Annotated in this window: 10 protein-coding genes; 5 read left to right on the top strand and 5 right to left on the bottom strand. The window is 64.2% G+C overall.

Features of this window, described 5'->3' with window-relative positions:
- Positions 1-49: 49 nt before the first annotated feature.
- Positions 50-1,105, bottom strand: coding sequence for a PQQ-dependent sugar dehydrogenase (locus QTI04_RS03720; protein WP_286614254.1), 1,056 nt, complete (start codon positions 1,103-1,105; stop codon positions 50-52).
- 296 nt (positions 1,106-1,401) lie between these two features.
- Here QTI04_RS03720 and QTI04_RS03725 point away from each other — a divergent pair, with 296 nt between their 5' ends.
- Positions 1,402-1,962 (top strand): C40 family peptidase, encoded by a 561-nt coding sequence (locus QTI04_RS03725; RefSeq protein ID WP_286599238.1) that lies wholly within the window; start codon positions 1,402-1,404, stop codon positions 1,960-1,962.
- A 58-nt stretch (positions 1,963-2,020) separates the two neighbouring features.
- Here the strand turns inward: QTI04_RS03725 and lpdA are convergent, their stop codons facing one another.
- The 4 genes from lpdA to aceE are packed head-to-tail and all read right to left on the bottom strand — an operon-like array spanning position 2,021 to position 8,837.
- The gene (lpdA, locus tag QTI04_RS03730) at positions 2,021-3,847 is read right to left on the bottom strand and encodes a dihydrolipoyl dehydrogenase (protein WP_286597902.1); all 1,827 of its coding nucleotides are present in this window, start codon (positions 3,845-3,847) and stop codon (positions 2,021-2,023) included.
- Positions 3,844-4,434 (bottom strand): MFS transporter, encoded by a 591-nt coding sequence (locus QTI04_RS03735; protein WP_286597900.1) that lies wholly within the window; start codon positions 4,432-4,434, stop codon positions 3,844-3,846. The genes lpdA and QTI04_RS03735 overlap by 4 nt, the downstream gene beginning before the upstream one ends.
- A complete protein-coding gene (gene aceF / locus QTI04_RS03740) occupies positions 4,431-6,086 on the bottom strand; it encodes a dihydrolipoyllysine-residue acetyltransferase (protein WP_286614255.1) in 1,656 nt (551 codons plus the stop codon). The genes QTI04_RS03735 and aceF overlap by 4 nt, the downstream gene beginning before the upstream one ends.
- Positions 6,087-6,122: 36 nt before the next feature.
- Positions 6,123-8,837 (bottom strand): pyruvate dehydrogenase (acetyl-transferring), homodimeric type, encoded by a 2,715-nt coding sequence (gene aceE, locus QTI04_RS03745; protein ID WP_286597897.1) that lies wholly within the window; start codon positions 8,835-8,837, stop codon positions 6,123-6,125.
- Positions 8,838-9,029: 192 nt separating this feature from the next.
- On the opposite strand from aceE, the gene QTI04_RS03750 reads away from it, so the two are divergent.
- From QTI04_RS03750 to QTI04_RS03765, 4 genes are all read left to right on the top strand, one after another.
- Complete coding sequence (locus QTI04_RS03750; RefSeq protein ID WP_286597896.1) at positions 9,030-11,573, top strand: PAS domain-containing sensor histidine kinase; 2,544 nt, start codon at positions 9,030-9,032, stop codon at positions 11,571-11,573.
- Positions 11,570-12,199, top strand: a complete 630-nt coding sequence (locus QTI04_RS03755; RefSeq protein WP_028253580.1) for a response regulator transcription factor — start codon at positions 11,570-11,572, stop codon at positions 12,197-12,199. The genes QTI04_RS03750 and QTI04_RS03755 overlap by 4 nt, the downstream gene beginning before the upstream one ends.
- A gap of 79 nt (positions 12,200-12,278) precedes the next feature.
- Entirely contained in the window at positions 12,279-13,130 is an 852-nt protein-coding gene (gene folD / locus QTI04_RS03760) for a bifunctional methylenetetrahydrofolate dehydrogenase/methenyltetrahydrofolate cyclohydrolase FolD (protein WP_286614256.1), read from the top strand.
- A 130-nt stretch (positions 13,131-13,260) separates the two neighbouring features.
- Complete coding sequence (locus QTI04_RS03765) at positions 13,261-15,309, top strand: M3 family metallopeptidase (RefSeq protein ID WP_286597894.1); 2,049 nt, start codon at positions 13,261-13,263, stop codon at positions 15,307-15,309.
- Positions 15,310-15,367 lie beyond the last annotated feature (58 nt).

The raw sequence follows: 15,367 nt of genomic DNA on the forward strand, positions 1-15,367 counted from the left end.
GAGTAACTGGAGAGAGGAGAGGCCAGACCGTACCACCGAAAGCTTCATTTCATTCAGGCAAGAGACGAAGGAGCTTGCCGTTGGATTCGTCCGTCAGCATGTAAAGCAAGCCGTCCGGCCCCTGCTTTACGTCGCGGATGCGCGCTCGGCCGTCTTCCAGCAGCTTGTGCTCGGCCACGACCTTGCCACCCTTCAGCTCAATTCGGTCGAGATAGCCGAACTTGAGCGATCCCACAAAGAGATTCCCCTTCCAGCCCGCGCCGTAGCGATCGCTGGTCAGGAAGGCCATCCCCGACGGCGCGATGGAAGGCACCCAGTAGTGCAGCGGCTGCTCCATTCCTTCCTTCTGGGTGATCCCGTCGCCGATCCTGCCGCCGCCGTAGTTCTCACCGAAGGTGATCACCGGCCATCCATGATTGCGGCCGGCCTGCGGAATGTTGATTTCGTCACCGCCCTGCGGGCCATGCTCGTGCATCCAGAGCTTTCCATCCGGCGCCAGCGTGGCGCCCTGCCCGTTGCGGTGCCCGTAGCTCCAGATTTCGGGCAGTGCACCCGCCTTCCCGACGAAGGGGTTGTCCTTCGGAACCGAGCCGTCCTTGCCTAGGCGCACGATCTTGCCCAGATGGTTGTCGAGTTTCTGGGCGTCTTCCTTGCGGCTGAAGCGGTCGCCCAGCGTGAGGAACAGCGTACCGTCCTTGGCCTCGACGATGCGGCAGCCGAAATGATTGCGGCTCGCGACCTTGGGCTGCTGGCTGAATATCACCTTCAGGCCTTCGATGCGGCTTCCATCGGCCGACAACTGGGCTCGTGCCAGCGCCGTGCTATTGCCCATTCCGGCCGCATCGGGCTCCGAGTAGCAGAAATAGAAGGTGCGGTTGGCTTCGAACGCGCTATCGGCGATCACGTCCAGCAGACCGCCCTGCCCGCCCGCAGCGATGGCGGGCAGTCCGGCAACCGGCGCGCCCACTTTGCCATCGACCCCGACGACGCGAATGCGACCGGCTTTTTCGGTCACTAGGAAGCGTCCGCCCGGAAGAAAGCCGACGCCCCAGGGGTTCTCAAGTCCTGAAGCAACGACCTCGATCCGGGGCGCCGCAGTCGCCATCCCAGCACTCGCCGCAGCCAGGCAAAGCAGGCGTGATGTCCATCGACGAACAGTTACAAATTGTGAGGGCATTCGGCTCCTTCGATGCGTCTGGACTTGCAATCGTTTGGTCATTCCGGCGAAATTCCAAGCCTTTCGCATTACACGAGCGAAAGAACTTATTGCCAATAATCGAAACCTTTACATTTTTGATTGTGAGAAGGTGAAAAAATCCCATCTCTGACAAGCAGTTACGTGCAAAATCCCGAACTCACATGAAATTGACACTCCATGGTGTCGTCCATATCCTACGCGCCATGCGATTTTTAATGCTCACTGCCGCCCTCCTGCTTGCGACCGCCGCTCACGCCGCGCCGCAACTCGATCGGGCGGACGACAACAACGAGATGATGGTCGTCGACAAGAGTCTGATGGGCCAGCTGCATCAGGTTCGGCAGACCATGGTGGACCGCACTTCCGACCTCGTCGTCACGGCGATTGGCTTCCTCGGCGTTCCCTACCGCCGCGGCGGCAACACCGTCGAGACGGGCTTCGACTGCAGCGGTTTCGTCCGCGCAATGTACAACCAGACCGTCGGCCACCTGCTCCCCCGCCGCGCCGAAGAACAGGCCGCCGCTACCCAGAAGATCGACCGCCACGACTTGAAGCCCGGCGACCTGGTGTTCTTCAACACCATGCGCCGCGCATTCAGCCATGTCGGCATCTATGTCGGCGAAGGCAAGTTCATCCATTCCCCCAAGCCTGGCGCCCAGGTGCGCGTGGAAGACATGAGCGGCAGCTACTGGCAGCGTCGCTTCAGCGGGGCGCGCCGCGTGGTCTCGTCCCAGGACGACCTTCTCAAGACCTCGGGCGACTGATCCGGCGGCGCCCCAACGAAAAATCCCGCCGCTGGCGGGATTTTTTTCGTCATTTGCCTTAGCGTTTTTTGACTGGCGGCAAGTCCGTGCAACTGCCGTGCGCCGCTTCCGCCGCCAGGCCGATGCTCTCACCCAAGGTCGGGTGCGGATGAATGGTCTTGCCGATATCGATGGCGTCGGCCCCCATCTCGATGGCGAGCGCGATCTCGCCGATCATGTCGCCAGCGTGCGTCCCGACAATGCCGCCACCGACGATGCGATGCGTTTCCTCGTCGAACAGGAGCTTGGTGAAGCCCTCGTCGCGACCGTTCGCGATGGCGCGGCCCGAAGCCGTCCACGGGAACAGACCCTTGTGGATCTTCACGCCCTCGGCCTTGGCCTGGTCCTCGGTGAGGCCGACCCACGCCACTTCCGGATCGGTGTAGGCGACGCTCGGAATCACGCGGGCATTGAAGGCTGCGCTTGCGAGTTCCTTGTCGCCCTTCTGTTCGCCGGCAATCACCTCTGCCGCTACATGCGCTTCGTGCACCGCCTTGTGCTCCAGCATCGGCTGACCGACGATGTCGCCGACCGCAAAGATGTGCGGCACATTGGTGCGCATCTGGATGTCGACGGGAATGAAGCCGCGATCGCTCACGTTCACCCCTGCCTTCTCGGCGCCGATCTTCTTGCCATTGGGACTGCGGCCGACGGCCTGCAGCACCAGATCGTAGACCTGCGGTTCCTTCGGAGCCTGCTCGCCTTCGAAGGTCACGCGGATGCCTTCCTTCGTGGCTTCGGCGCCGACGGTCTTGGTCTTCAGCATGATGTTGTCGAAGCGCGGTGCGTTGAGCTTCTGCCAGACCTTGACGAGGTCGCGGTCCGCGCCCTGCATCAGCCCGTCGAGCATCTCGACGACGTCGAGCCTCGCGCCCAGCGTGGAATACACCGAGCCCATTTCGAGCCCGATGATGCCGCCGCCGAGGATCAGCATGCGCTTGGGGTCGACGCCGAGTTCAAGTGCTCCGGTGGAATCGACGACGCGGGGATCCTTCGGCATGAAGGGCAACTGCACCGCCTGCGAGCCCGCCGCGATCACGCAATGGCGGAACTTGACGGTCTGCGCCTTGCCGGTCACGTCCTTGCCGTCGCCCGTGGTCTCCTGCACCTTGACGTGGTACGGATCGACGAACTCGCCGACACCGCGCACCGTCGTCACCTTGCGCATCTTCGCCATGGCGGCCAGGCCGCCGGTCAGCTTGCCGACCACCTTGTTCTTGCGGCCGAGCAGTTTGGCGCGATCCACGGTGGGTTCGCCGTAGCTCACCCCCAAGTCGGCGAAGTGCTTGACCTCGTCGATCACCGCCGCGACATGCAACAGCGCCTTGGAGGGAATGCACCCGACGTTGAGGCAGACGCCGCCCAACGTCGCGTAACGCTCGACCAGCACGACCTTGAGGCCGAGGTCGGCCGCGCGGAAGGCCGCGGAATAGCCGCCAGGGCCGGCGCCCAGCACCAGCAGATCGCATTCGACGTCCACCGAGCCCGCGTAGGTCGATGCCACCGCAGACGCCGGTGCCGGTGCAGTCGGTGCCGACGCCTCCTTCGGCGCCGGTGCGGCGGATGGGGAGGCGGCCGGCGCGGGTGCCGGCGCAGCAGCGGCGCCTTCGGCTGCATCCAGCGTCAACACCACAGACCCCTCGCTGACCTTGTCGCCGACCTTCACGGCCACCGACTTGACCACGCCCGCGTGCGATGAGGGGATCTCCATCGAGGCCTTGTCCGACTCCACCGTGATCAGCGACTGCTCCGCCTTCACGGTGTCGCCGGGCTTTACGAGAACCTCGATCACCGCAACTTCATCGAAATCGCCGATGTCCGGCACTTTGACTTGTACTTCGCTCATTTGGACACCTTCAGTTTGAGTGTGAGAACGTCGACCGGTCCGGCCGAGTTTCGATCGAATTCGCAGGCCGCGACCACGCCGGCCTCGGCCACGTCGCGCGCCGAGCGCGCCTTGTCATAGGCTGCATGCATCGCGCCGAGTGCAAAGCTGCGGCCGGAGCCGATGCTCCAGAACTGCTTGAACTCGAAGACTTCGCGATAGCTGTAGATGCCATAGATGCCACTCGCGTTGGCGAGCAACATCGTGAACTGGCTCGACTCGTAGGGCTCATGCTCGTCCTCCTTGGTCTGCAGGAAGAACGAGTCCTTGAGCACCGGATGCAGCAGCGTGAAGGTGCGGAAGATCTCGTCCTTGCTGCCGAAGCGAAGCGCCTCGGCCGGCTGCGCCGCCAGCGCATGCTGCAGCACCAGGAAGTGGGCCGCCGCGCCGGCCACGGCAAAGATGCTCTGGCCCGCGGCGTCGTTGACCATGAACAACTTCTGGTTTTTCTCGGCACGATGCGACAGCCGCGTGTCGCCGAAGGTCACCAAGGAATCGGCTGCCATCACGACTTGGCCGCCTTTTCGGACGGCCACGACGGTTGTCATAGAAGAACGCGGCGGAAGTCGGCGAGGACCTGACCCAGGTAGGCATTGAACCGGGCCGCAGACGCGCCGTCGATCACGCGATGGTCGTATGACAGCGACAGCGGCAGCATCAGGCGCGGCTGGAAGGCCTTGCCATCCCATACCGGCTTCGTCGCCCCCTTGGAGAGACCGAGGATCGCCACCTCGGGCGCGTTGATGATCGGCGTGAAGTGCGTGCCGCCGATGCCACCGAGCGAGCTGATCGAGATGCAGCCGCCTTGCATGTCGGCCGAGCCGAGCTTGCCGTCGCGCGCCTTCTTGGCGAGCTCCCCCATTTCCTGGCTGATCTGCAGCACGCCCTTCTTGTCGGCGTCCTTGAGCACCGGCACCACCAGCCCGTTCGGCGTGTCCGCCGCGAAGCCGATGTTGTAGTACTGCTTGTAGACGAGCTGGTCGCCGTCCATGCTGGTGTTGAAATCGGGGAACTTCTTCAGCGCCGAGACCATGGCCTTGATCACGAAGGCCAGCATCGTGACCTTGATGCCCGACTTCTCGTTCTCCTTGTTGGTGGACACGCGGAAGGCTTCGAGCTCGGTGATATCTGCTTCGTCGTTGTTCGTGACGTGCGGGATCATCACCCAGTTGCGGTGCAGGTTGGCGCCGCTGATCTTCTTGATACGCGACAGGTCCTTGCGCTCGACCGTGCCGAACTTGGTGAAGTCGACCTTGGGCCACGGCAGCAGGCCCAGCGCTTCGCCGCTGCCTCCGCCTGCGGGTGCCTTGGCGCCCGAAGCCTTGGTGCTCGCCGCGCCGCTCATCACGGCCTTGGTGAAGTTCTGGATGTCTTCCTGGGTGATGCGGCCCTTGGGACCGCTGCCCTTCACCTCTTCGAGCGGCACGCCGAGATCGCGGGCGAACTTGCGCACCGAGGGCGATGCATGCGGCAGCTTTCCGGACGGCGCGACAGTCGGATCGTGCGCAGGCACAGCAGCAGAGGGTACGGACGCTGGGGCCGGCGCAGAGGCGCTGGCCGATGTGGGGGCCGCGGCGGCCTGTGCCGTTGCCGAAGCGGCGGCGGGTGCCGCAGCAGCACCGCCGGATCCCTCGATGATCGCGATCAAGTCTCCGATGTTGACCGTGTCGCCCACCTTGACCTTGAGCTCCTTGAGCACGCCGGCCGCGGAAGACGGAATCTCCATCGACGCCTTGTCCGACTCGACCGTGATCAGCGACTGCTCCTGCTTGATCGCATCGCCAGGTTTCACGAGGACCTCGATCACCGCGACGTCCTTGAAGTCGCCGATGTCGGGTACCTTCACTTCGATCGGACCGGCGGCTGCGGCAGGTGCGGCTGCAGCCGGTGCAGATGCCGGAGCGGGCGCCGCCGTCGCGGAGGCCGGAGCCGCCGCCGGTGCCGCAGTGGGCGCAACCGCGCCCTCACCTTCGAGCACCAGCACGACCGAACCCTCCTTGACCTTGCTGCCGACCTCGACCTTGAGTTCCTTCACGACGCCGGCCTGGCTCGACGGAATCTCCATCGAGGCCTTGTCCGACTCCACCGTGATCAGCGACTGCTCGGCCTTCACCGTGTCGCCCACCTTCACCAGAACCTCGATCACCGCGACTTCGTCGAAGTCGCCGATGTCCGGCACCTTGATTTCCACTGTTGCCATATCGTGTCTCCCGCCCTTGAGGCGCAGTTGATTGTTTTATGCGTAGAGCGGGTTGATCTTGTCAGCGTTGATACCGTACTTCTTGATTGCGTCCGCCACCTTCTGCGCGGGAACGACGCCATCTTCGGCCAGCGCCTTGAGCGCAGCGACCACGATGTAGTGGCGGTTGATCTCGAAATGCTCCCGCAACTTGTTGCGGAAGTCGCTGCGGCCGAAGCCGTCGGTGCCGAGCACCTTGTAGTTGCGGCCCTTCGGGATGAAGGGGCGGATCTGTTCGGCGTAGGCCTTCATGTAGTCGGTCGATGCCACCACCGGACCCGTCGACGCGCCGAGTTGCTTCGCGACGAAGCAAACGCGAGGCTCCTCCGTCGGATGCAGCAGGTTCCAGCGATCGGCTTCCTGGCCGTCACGGGTCAGCTCGTTGAAGCTCGGGCAACTCCAGACCGAGGCGCTCACGCCCCAGTCCTTTTCGAGCAGTTCCTGCGCGGAGATGCTCTCGCGCAGGATGGTGCCGCTGCCCAGCAATTGCACGGTGGGCGCCTTGGCCTTCAGCGCAGGCCCCTGCTTGCACAAGTACATGCCCTTGATGATCTGCTCCTCGGTGCCGGGCTGGAGGCCAGGCATCGGGTAGTTCTCATTGAGCAGCGTCAGGTAGTAATAGACGTTGTCCTGCTTCTCCACCATGCGCTTCAGGCCATGGTGCAGGATCACGCCGACTTCGTGTGCGAAGGTCGGGTCGTAGCTCACGCAGTTCGGGATGGTGTTCGCCAGGATGTGGCTGTGACCGTCCTCATGCTGCAGGCCCTCGCCATTGAGCGTGGTGCGTCCCGAGGTGCCGCCCAGCAGGAAGCCGCGGGCCTGCATGTCGCCGGCCGCCCAGGCCAGGTCGCCGATGCGCTGGAAGCCGAACATCGAGTAGTACACGTAGAACGGCACCATGATGCGGTTGTTGGTGCTGTACGACGTGGCCGCCGCAATCCAGCTCGACATGCCGCCAGCCTCGTTGATGCCTTCCTGCAGGATCTGGCCGGCCTTGTCTTCCTTGTAGTACATGACCTGATCCTTGTCGACCGGCGTGTACTGCTGACCCGCGGGGTTGTAGATCCCCACTTGGCGGAACAGACCTTCCATGCCGAAGGTACGTGCCTCGTCGACCAGGATCGGCACCACGCGCGGGCCGAGCGCCTGGTCGCGCAGCAGCTGCGTCAGGAAGCGCACATAGGCTTGCGTGGTCGAGATCTCGCGCCCTTCCGCGGTCGGCTCCAACACGGCCTTGAAGGTTTCGAGCGAGGGCACGGTGAAACTCTCGTCGGCCTTCACGCGGCGATGCGGCAGGTAGCCACCGAGGGCCTTGCGGCGCTCGTGCAGGTACTTCATTTCGGGCGTGTCGTCGGCCGGCTTGTAGAACGGCAGGTCGGCGAGCTGGCTGTCCGGGATCGGGATGTTGAAGCGGTCGCGGAAGGCTTTGATGTCCTCCTCGCCCAGCTTCTTGGTCTGGTGGACAGTGTTCTTGCCTTCGCCGATCTTGCCCATGCCGAAGCCCTTGACGGTCTTGATCAGCAGCACGGTGGGCTGGCCCTTGTGATTGACGGCCGAATGAAAGGCCGCGTAGACCTTCTGCGAATCATGGCCGCCGCGGCGCAGATTCCAGATCTCGTCGTCGCTCATCTTGGCGACCATCTCCAGCGTGCGCGGATCGCGGCCGAAGAAGTGCTTGCGCACATAGGCACCGTCGTTGGCCTTGAACGACTGGTAGTCACCGTCGTTCGTGTCCATCATGATCTTGCGCAGCGCACCGTCCTTGTCACGCGCGAGCAGCGGGTCCCAGTTGCTGCCCCAGATCAGCTTGATGACGTTCCAGCCCGAGCCGCGGAATTCGCCTTCGAGCTCCTGGATGATCTTGCCGTTGCCCCGCACCGGGCCGTCCAGGCGCTGCAGGTTGCAGTTGATGACGAAGACCAGGTTGTCGAGCTTCTCGCGCGCCGCCAGGCCGATGGCGCCCAGCGACTCGACCTCGTCCATTTCGCCGTCGCCGCAGAAGACCCAGACCTTGCGGTTCTCGGTGTTGGCAATGCCGCGCGCGTGCAGGTACTTGAGGAAGCGGGCCTGGTAGATCGCCATCAGCGGACCGAGGCCCATCGAGACGGTCGGGAATTGCCAGAACTCGGGCATCAGCTTCGGGTGCGGGTAGCTCGACAGCCCCTTGCCGTCGACTTCCTGGCGGAAGTTGAGCAGTTGCTCTTCGGTCAGGCGGCCTTCGAGGTAGGCGCGGGCATAGATGCCGGGCGAAACGTGGCCTTGGATATAGAGGCAGTCGCCGCCGTGGTTTTCGCTTTCGGCGTGCCAGAAGTGGTTGAAGCCGGCGCCGAACATGCTGGCCAGCGAGGCGAAGGAACCGATGTGGCCGCCCAGGTCACCGCCTTCGGGCGGGTGGTGGCGGTTGGCCTTGACGACCATCGCCATCGCGTTCCAGCGCATGTAGGAGCGCAGGCGTTCCTCGATCTCGGTATTGCCGGGAGACCGTTCTTCCTGGTCGGTCTCGATGGTGTTCACGTAGGCGGTGTTGGCCGAGAACGGTTTGTCGATGCTGTTCTGGCGGGCGTGCTCGAGCAATTGCTCGAGCAGGAAGTGCGCTCGCTCTGGCCCCTCGCTTTGGATGACCGCCGAAAGGGCGTCCATCCACTCACGTGTCTCCTGTGCGTCCGGGTCGTTCGCGGCCGAGCCGAACTGGCTCTCGGGATTTGCCGACATGCTTGTCTCCTTTTGAGGGGGGTGGCTGTAATTTAGTGCCGTAACCGGCAACGCGCGGCAGTTTCTCACAGAAATCTTCAGATTTCAAATAGTGCGTATCAATTTCTTATTATGAAATTACCTCGGGAAAGCAGAGCAGGATGGCGCTTGCGCGTCCGTGCTCGCGCAAGAGCGTTCACCTAAACTTGCCCGATGCCCCTTTCTTCCCCGATCGCCGTCGCCCGCAACGCGGTGCACGCGTCGCCCCTTTCATGGTGGCGCCGCTGGTGGCGCCGCCAGACGCCTATGCTGCAGGACGCGGTCGCGATGCTGGCCCCGTTGGCGGCAGTGCTGCTTTTCCTTGCGGCCATCGTCTCGGCCTTCTGGTATCTCCGTGCGGAGGAAATGGAACGCGTTCAGGAGTCGGTGAGGCGCGACGTGGAATACGCGCAGCAGCGCGTGCGGCTTCGTCTGCTGGAGCGCCAAGAGCAGCTCATGCGACTGGCGCGCGATGCGTCCAACCGCGAGATCGACGCGACCGAATTCACGAGCCGCGCCGAATCGCTCGTGAGCCAGTTCCCGGAACTGCAGGCGGTGAGCTGGATCGACGATCGCCGCCGCTTCAAGGCCGGCTATGCCGCGCCCAGCGTCCACCCGGCGCAGCAGCATGCGATCGGTGACGTGCTGCGGCCTGGCGACACGGAGAGCAACTACGCCCTCGCGCGCGAACTGCGGCAACCTGTGTTCTCGCAACCCCTGGCCGGCGGTGAGCCACAGCCGATGCTGCAGCTCCATATTCCCCTGTTCGACCAGGGCCTGTTTGCCGGAATGCTGCTTGGCGAGTTCTCCATCGACGGCCTGCTGCGTTATGGAATGCCCGCGGAAGTCTCGGCGCGCTACGCCGTTTCACTGCTTGACGCGAAGGGGGGCCTCCTCGCCGGCAACACGGTCGCGAGTCCGCGCGGTGCCGGCACGCGGCTCCTGCCCTGGACGGTGCGGACCAATGAGTACGAGGTGCCGGTCTCGCCGGTCGGGAATGCCCTGGTGCTGCGGGCGCAGGCGTATCGCACCTCGCAAGGCGTCGTGGGCAACGGGCTTTTCTGGCTGGTTGGCGCGCTCAGCGTGCTGACCAGCTGGATGCTGATCGGCACCTGGCGCCACACGCGGCGCCGACTGCAGGCACAACAGGCGCTGGTAGCCGAAACCAACTTCCGTCGCGCGATGGAAAACTCGATGCTCACCGGCATGCGGGTGCTCGACCTGGAAGGCCGCATCACCTACGTGAACGCTGCCTTCTGCGCGATGACGGGGTGGAGCGAAAACGAGCTCGTCGGCCAGACGCCGCCCTTCCCCTACTGGCTCGAATCCGACCGCGAGGTCATGAACGAGCGGCTCGAGGAAGAGCTGCACGGCCGCGCCTTGCCGGGTGGCTTCCAGGTGCGCGTGAAGCGCAAGAACGGCAGCGTGTTCAACGCACGGCTCTACGTCTCGCCGCTGATCGACGCACGCGGGCACCAGACCGGCTGGATGACCTCGATGACCGACATCACGGAGCCAACGCGCATTCGCGAACAGCTGTCGGCCTCATACGAACGCTTCACCACAGTGCTCGAAGCGTTGGATGCCTCGGTGTCGGTCGCGCCGCTGGGCAGCGAAGAGTTGCTGTTTGCCAATAAGCTCTATCGCCTCTGGTTCGGCTCCAACACCGTGGGGCACCTGGGCATGGTGGCGCAGGCTGGCGTGCCGGCCGCGCATGCGCACGACGAGGCCCTCGACGACGTCGACGCGTTTGCCGGCCTGCCGGTCGACCAGTTGACTGCCGCGCAACCGGCCAACAACGAGATCTTCGTGCCCGAACTCGGCAAGTGGCTCGAAGTGCGTTCGCGCTATCTGACCTGGGTCGACGGCCGGCTCGCGCAATTGGTCATCGCGACCGACATCACACCGCGGCGCGACGCGGAAGACCTGTCAGCAGCGCAGGCCGATCGGGCACAGGCTGCCAGCCGGCTGATCACCATGGGCGAAATGGCGTCCAGCGTGGCGCACGAACTCAACCAGCCACTGACCGCCATCACCAATTACTGCAACGGAATGATGTCGCGCATCAAGGGCCAGCAGATCGACTCGGACGCCCTGCTCGCGGCGCTCGACAAGACGTCGAAGCAGGCGCAGCGCGCGGGCCAGATCATCCAGCGCATCCGCTCCTTCGTGAAGCGCAGCGAGCCGAACCGGACGCCGGCCGAAGTCTCGACCATGGTGAGCGAAGCGGTCGAACTGGCCGGCATCGAGTTGCGGCGCCGCAACGTGCGTCTCAACCACTACGTCGCGGCGCGCCTGCCGATCCTGCGCGTCGACCCCATCCTGATCGAGCAGGTGATGGTCAACCTGCTGAAGAACGCCGCTGAATCCATCGACCTGGCAAACCGGCCGCTGGCGCGCCGCAGCGTCGAACTGCGTGTGCTACCGAAGATCATCGACGGGCACAACGCCGTCGAATTCTCGGTGCAGGACACCGGCATGGGCCTGGCACCTGAAGTGATGGACCGGCTGTACGAAGCCTTCTTCTCCACCAAGCCCGAAGGTATGGGCATCGGGCTCAATCTCTGCCGGACCATCGTCGAGTCGCATCGCGGCCGGATGCAGGCGGAGAACATCTACAATGGGCCCGATGTGGTCGGATGCCGTTTCTCCTTCTGGATACCGGTGTTAGACGCTATCGAATCCGTAGCAAGCAACGAGGCGAAAGTACCTGCATGAGTTTGATTCCCAAGAAGGGCACCGTCTATGTCGTCGACGACGACGAAGCGGTTCGCGATTCGCTGCAATGGCTGCTCGAAGGCAAGGACTACCGGGTCCGCTGCTTCGACTCTGCCGAATCGTTTCTCTCCCGCTATGACCCGCGCGAAGTCGCCTGCCTGATCGTCGACATCCGCATGGGCGGCATGTCGGGCATCGAGTTGCAGGACCGCCTGATCGAGCGGCGATCGCCCCTGCCGATTGTCGTGATCACCGGTCACGGCGACGTGCCGATGGCGGTCGACAGCATGAAGAAGGGTGCAATGGATTTCATCCAGAAGCCCTTCAACGACGAGGCCCTCGTGGCGCTGGTCGAACGCATGCTCGAGCACGCGCGCGGCGCTTTTGCGCAACACCAGCAATCTGCCAGCCGCGATGCGCTGCTGTCGAAGCTCACCGGCCGCGAGGCCCAGGTGCTCGAACGCATCGTGGCCGGCCGGCTGAACAAGCAGATCGCCGACGACCTCGGCATCAGCATCAAGACGGTGGAGGCGCACCGCGCCAACATCATGGAAAAGCTCAACGCGAACACGGTGGCCGACCTGCTCAAGATTGCGCTCGGGCAGGCCGCCCCGGCCAAGGCCTAGCCGCCGTTCGAGCAACGGACACCACCAGCCTTCCACGCCTGCGCAAGCGGGCGTTTCTACTTGGAAATCCACAAAACCGATGACCGCCCAACTGATCGACGGCAACGCGCTGTCCCGAAAAATCCGCGCCGAAGTGGCTGGCCGCATTGGAGCACTCAAGGCACGGGGGATCGAACCGACGCTTGCGATCGTCCTGGTCGGCGACGATCCTGCCAGCCAGGTCTACGTCAAGCACAAGGTCAACGACAGCAGCGAAACCGGGCTGACCGCGAATCTCGAGCGCTATCCCGCCTCCTTGACCGAAACCGACCTGCTCGCGCGCATCCACGCCTTGAACGAAGACCCCAAGGTGCACGGCATCCTGGTGCAACTCCCGCTGCCGCCGCACATGGACAGCCATCGGGTCATCGAGGCCATTTCGCCAGCGAAGGACGTGGACGGATTCCACGTCGCCAGCGCAGGCGCGCTGATGGTGGGCCAGCCGGGCTTCTGGCCCTGCACGCCGCACGGGTGCATGAAGATGCTCGAGTGGATCGGCTACGACCTGCGCGGCAAGCACGCGGTCGTGATCGGCCGCAGCAACATCGTCGGCAAGCCCATGGCCATGATGCTGTTGGCGAAGAACGCCACGGTGACCATCTGCCACAGCGCGACGAAAGATCTCGCCGCCCTCACCCGTCAGGCCGACGTGGTCGTCGCCGCGGTCGGCAAGCGCAACATCCTGACCGCAGATATGGTGAAGCCCGGCGCGGTGGTCGTCGACGTCGGCATGAACCGCAAGGACGACGGCAAGCTCGCGGGCGACGTGGACTTCGACGGCGTCAAGGAAGTCGCGGGCTGGATCACTCCCGTCCCCGGCGGCGTGGGCCCGATGACCCGCGCCATGCTGCTCGCCAACACCCTTGAAGCGGCAGAACGCGCCGCAAACTAGGAATCACCCCGTTGCTTGCTCACTTCGTGTAGCCGCCTCCCCCTCGAGGGGCACCACCGGCGGCCCGGCGAAGCCGGATCCGCGGTGGTTCCCGAAGGGGCCTTGCTCCGCTCGCCCTGGAAACTTACCTATGACCAACCCGCTTCTCGACTTCACTGATCTCCCGCTGTTCGATCGGATCACGCCCGAGCAGGTGGCGCCTGCCGTCGATACGCTCCTGGCTGATGCCGAGGCGGCGCTGCAAACCGTGACGGCACCGGAGTTCCCGGCCGACTGGATGACGATCTCCAGGGTGCTCGACGTAGCTTCGGAGCGCTTCAGCCGCGCATGGGGTGCCGTGGGGCATCTCAACGCCGTCGCCGACACGCCCGAATTGCGCGCCGCGTACAACGAGGCCATGCCGCGGGTCACGGCCTTCTGGACACGGCTCGGATCCGACGAGCGGCTCTACGCCAAGTACAAGGCCATTGATCCAGCCACGCTCAACACCGAACAACGCCAGGCCCATCGCAATGCGATCCGCAACTTCGTACTCGGTGGAGCCGAACTGCAGGGCGTCGCCAAGACGCGCTTCGCGGAAATCCAGGAACGCCAGGCCGAACTGAGCCAGAAGTTCAGCGAAAACGCACTCGATGCGACCGACGCCTTCGCCTGGTACGCACAGGCCGACGAACTCGAAGGCCTGCCCGAGGACGTCGTCAGCGGAGCGCGCGCGGCCGCCGAAGCGGAAGGCAAGGACGGCTTCAAGCTCACGCTGAAGATGCCCTCCTACCTGCCGGTCATGCAGTTTGCCAAGAGCAGCGCACTGCGCGAAAGGCTCTACCGTGCCTACGTGACGCGTGCCAGCGAGTTCGGCGATCCGGCCTTCGACAACACCGAGCTGATCCGCGAGATCCTCGCGTTGCGGCAGGAGGAAGCCAGGCTGCTCGGCTATCCCAACTTCGGCGAGCTTTCCATCGTGCCGAAGATGGCTGAATCGGGCGACCAGGTCGTCAAGTTCCTGCGCGATCTGGCCACCAAGGCCAAGCCCTACGGCGAGCGCGATCTGGCCGACCTGCGCGCATTCGCGGCCGAGCAACTCGGTATCCTCGATCCGCAGCCCTGGGACTGGAGCTACATCGGCGAAAAGCTCAAGGAAGCGCGCTATGCCTTCAGCGAGCAGGAGGTCAAGCAGTACTTCACCGCGCCGAAAGTCATGGCGGGACTGTTCAAGATCGTCGAGACGCTGTTCGAAGTGTCGATCCGCCGGGACAGCGCACCCGTGTGGCACCCGAGCGTCGAGTTCTACCGAATCGAGCGCGCCGGGGAAAAGGTCGGCCAGTTCTACCTCGACCCGTCCGCCCGTGCCGCCAAGCGCGGTGGCGCGTGGATGGACGACGTGCGCGCTCGCTGGCTGCGCCCGGATACCGGCACCCTGCAGACGCCCGTCGCGCAGCTGGTGTGCAACTTCGCCGAGGGCGTCGACGGCAAGCCGCCGCTGCTCACGCACGACGACGTGACCACGCTCTTCCACGAGTTCGGCCATGGCCTGCACCACATGCTCACGCAGATCAACGAGCGCGACGTGTCGGGTATCAGCGGTGTCGAGTGGGACGCGGTCGAACTGCCGAGCCAGTTCATGGAGAACTTCTGCTGGGAGTGGGACGTTCTCGCCCACATGACCTCGCACGTCGACACCGGCGAGCCTTTGCCGCGCGCCCTCTTCGACAAGATGACGGCGGCCAAGAACTTCCAGAGCGGCCTGCAGACCCTGCGCCAGATCGAGTTCTCGCTATTCGACATGCTTTTGCACACTGAATATGACGCTGCCACGGCCAAGCCAGGCGATGTGCTGGCGTTGCTCGGCAAGGTGCGCAGCGAAGTCGCGGTCATGCCGGCGCCCCCCTTCAGCCGCACGCCCAACACCTTCAGCCACATCTTCTCGGGCGGCTACGCGGCCGGCTACTACAGCTACAAGTGGGCCGAGGTCCTCAGCGCCGACGCCTACGCGGCCTTCGAGGAGACCGCCGGCGTCAATGGCGAACCCAGCATCGAGACCGGACGGAAGTACCGCCAAGCCATCCTGGAGGCAGGCGGCAGCCGCACCGCGATGGAATCCTTCAAGGCTTTCCGCGGCCGCGAACCTCAACTCGATGCGCTGTTGCGACATCAGGGGATGGCAGAGGCCCAGACCGCTTGAGAAACGACGGCGTTGCCGGCAGACCCTGAGATACTTCGTTACATCCGATTTCGGGAGT

The sequence above is a fragment of the Variovorax sp. J22R115 genome (assembly GCF_030317005.1).
Taxonomy (GTDB): Bacteria; Pseudomonadota; Gammaproteobacteria; order Burkholderiales; family Burkholderiaceae_C; genus Variovorax.

Excerpts from the sequence above, each read along its gene's own strand:
- aceF (WP_286614255.1), bottom strand. The coding sequence starts at position 6,086 with ATGGCAACAGTGGAAATCAAGGTGCCGGACATCGGCGACTTCGACGAA.
- lpdA (WP_286597902.1), bottom strand. The coding sequence starts at position 3,847 with ATGAGCGAAGTACAAGTCAAAGTGCCGGACATCGGCGATTTCGATGAA.
- QTI04_RS03720 (WP_286614254.1), bottom strand. The coding sequence starts at position 1,105 with ATGGCGACTGCGGCGCCCCGGATCGAGGTCGTTGCTTCAGGACTTGAG.
- QTI04_RS03725 (WP_286599238.1), top strand. The coding sequence starts at position 1,402 with ATGCGATTTTTAATGCTCACTGCCGCCCTCCTGCTTGCGACCGCCGCT.
- QTI04_RS03750 (WP_286597896.1), top strand. The coding sequence starts at position 9,030 with ATGCCCCTTTCTTCCCCGATCGCCGTCGCCCGCAACGCGGTGCACGCG.
- QTI04_RS03755 (WP_028253580.1), top strand. The coding sequence starts at position 11,570 with ATGAGTTTGATTCCCAAGAAGGGCACCGTCTATGTCGTCGACGACGAC.
- QTI04_RS03735 (WP_286597900.1), bottom strand. The coding sequence starts at position 4,434 with ATGACAACCGTCGTGGCCGTCCGAAAAGGCGGCCAAGTCGTGATGGCA.
- folD (WP_286614256.1), top strand. The coding sequence starts at position 12,279 with ATGACCGCCCAACTGATCGACGGCAACGCGCTGTCCCGAAAAATCCGC.
- QTI04_RS03765 (WP_286597894.1), top strand. The coding sequence starts at position 13,261 with ATGACCAACCCGCTTCTCGACTTCACTGATCTCCCGCTGTTCGATCGG.
- aceE (WP_286597897.1), bottom strand. The coding sequence starts at position 8,837 with ATGTCGGCAAATCCCGAGAGCCAGTTCGGCTCGGCCGCGAACGACCCG.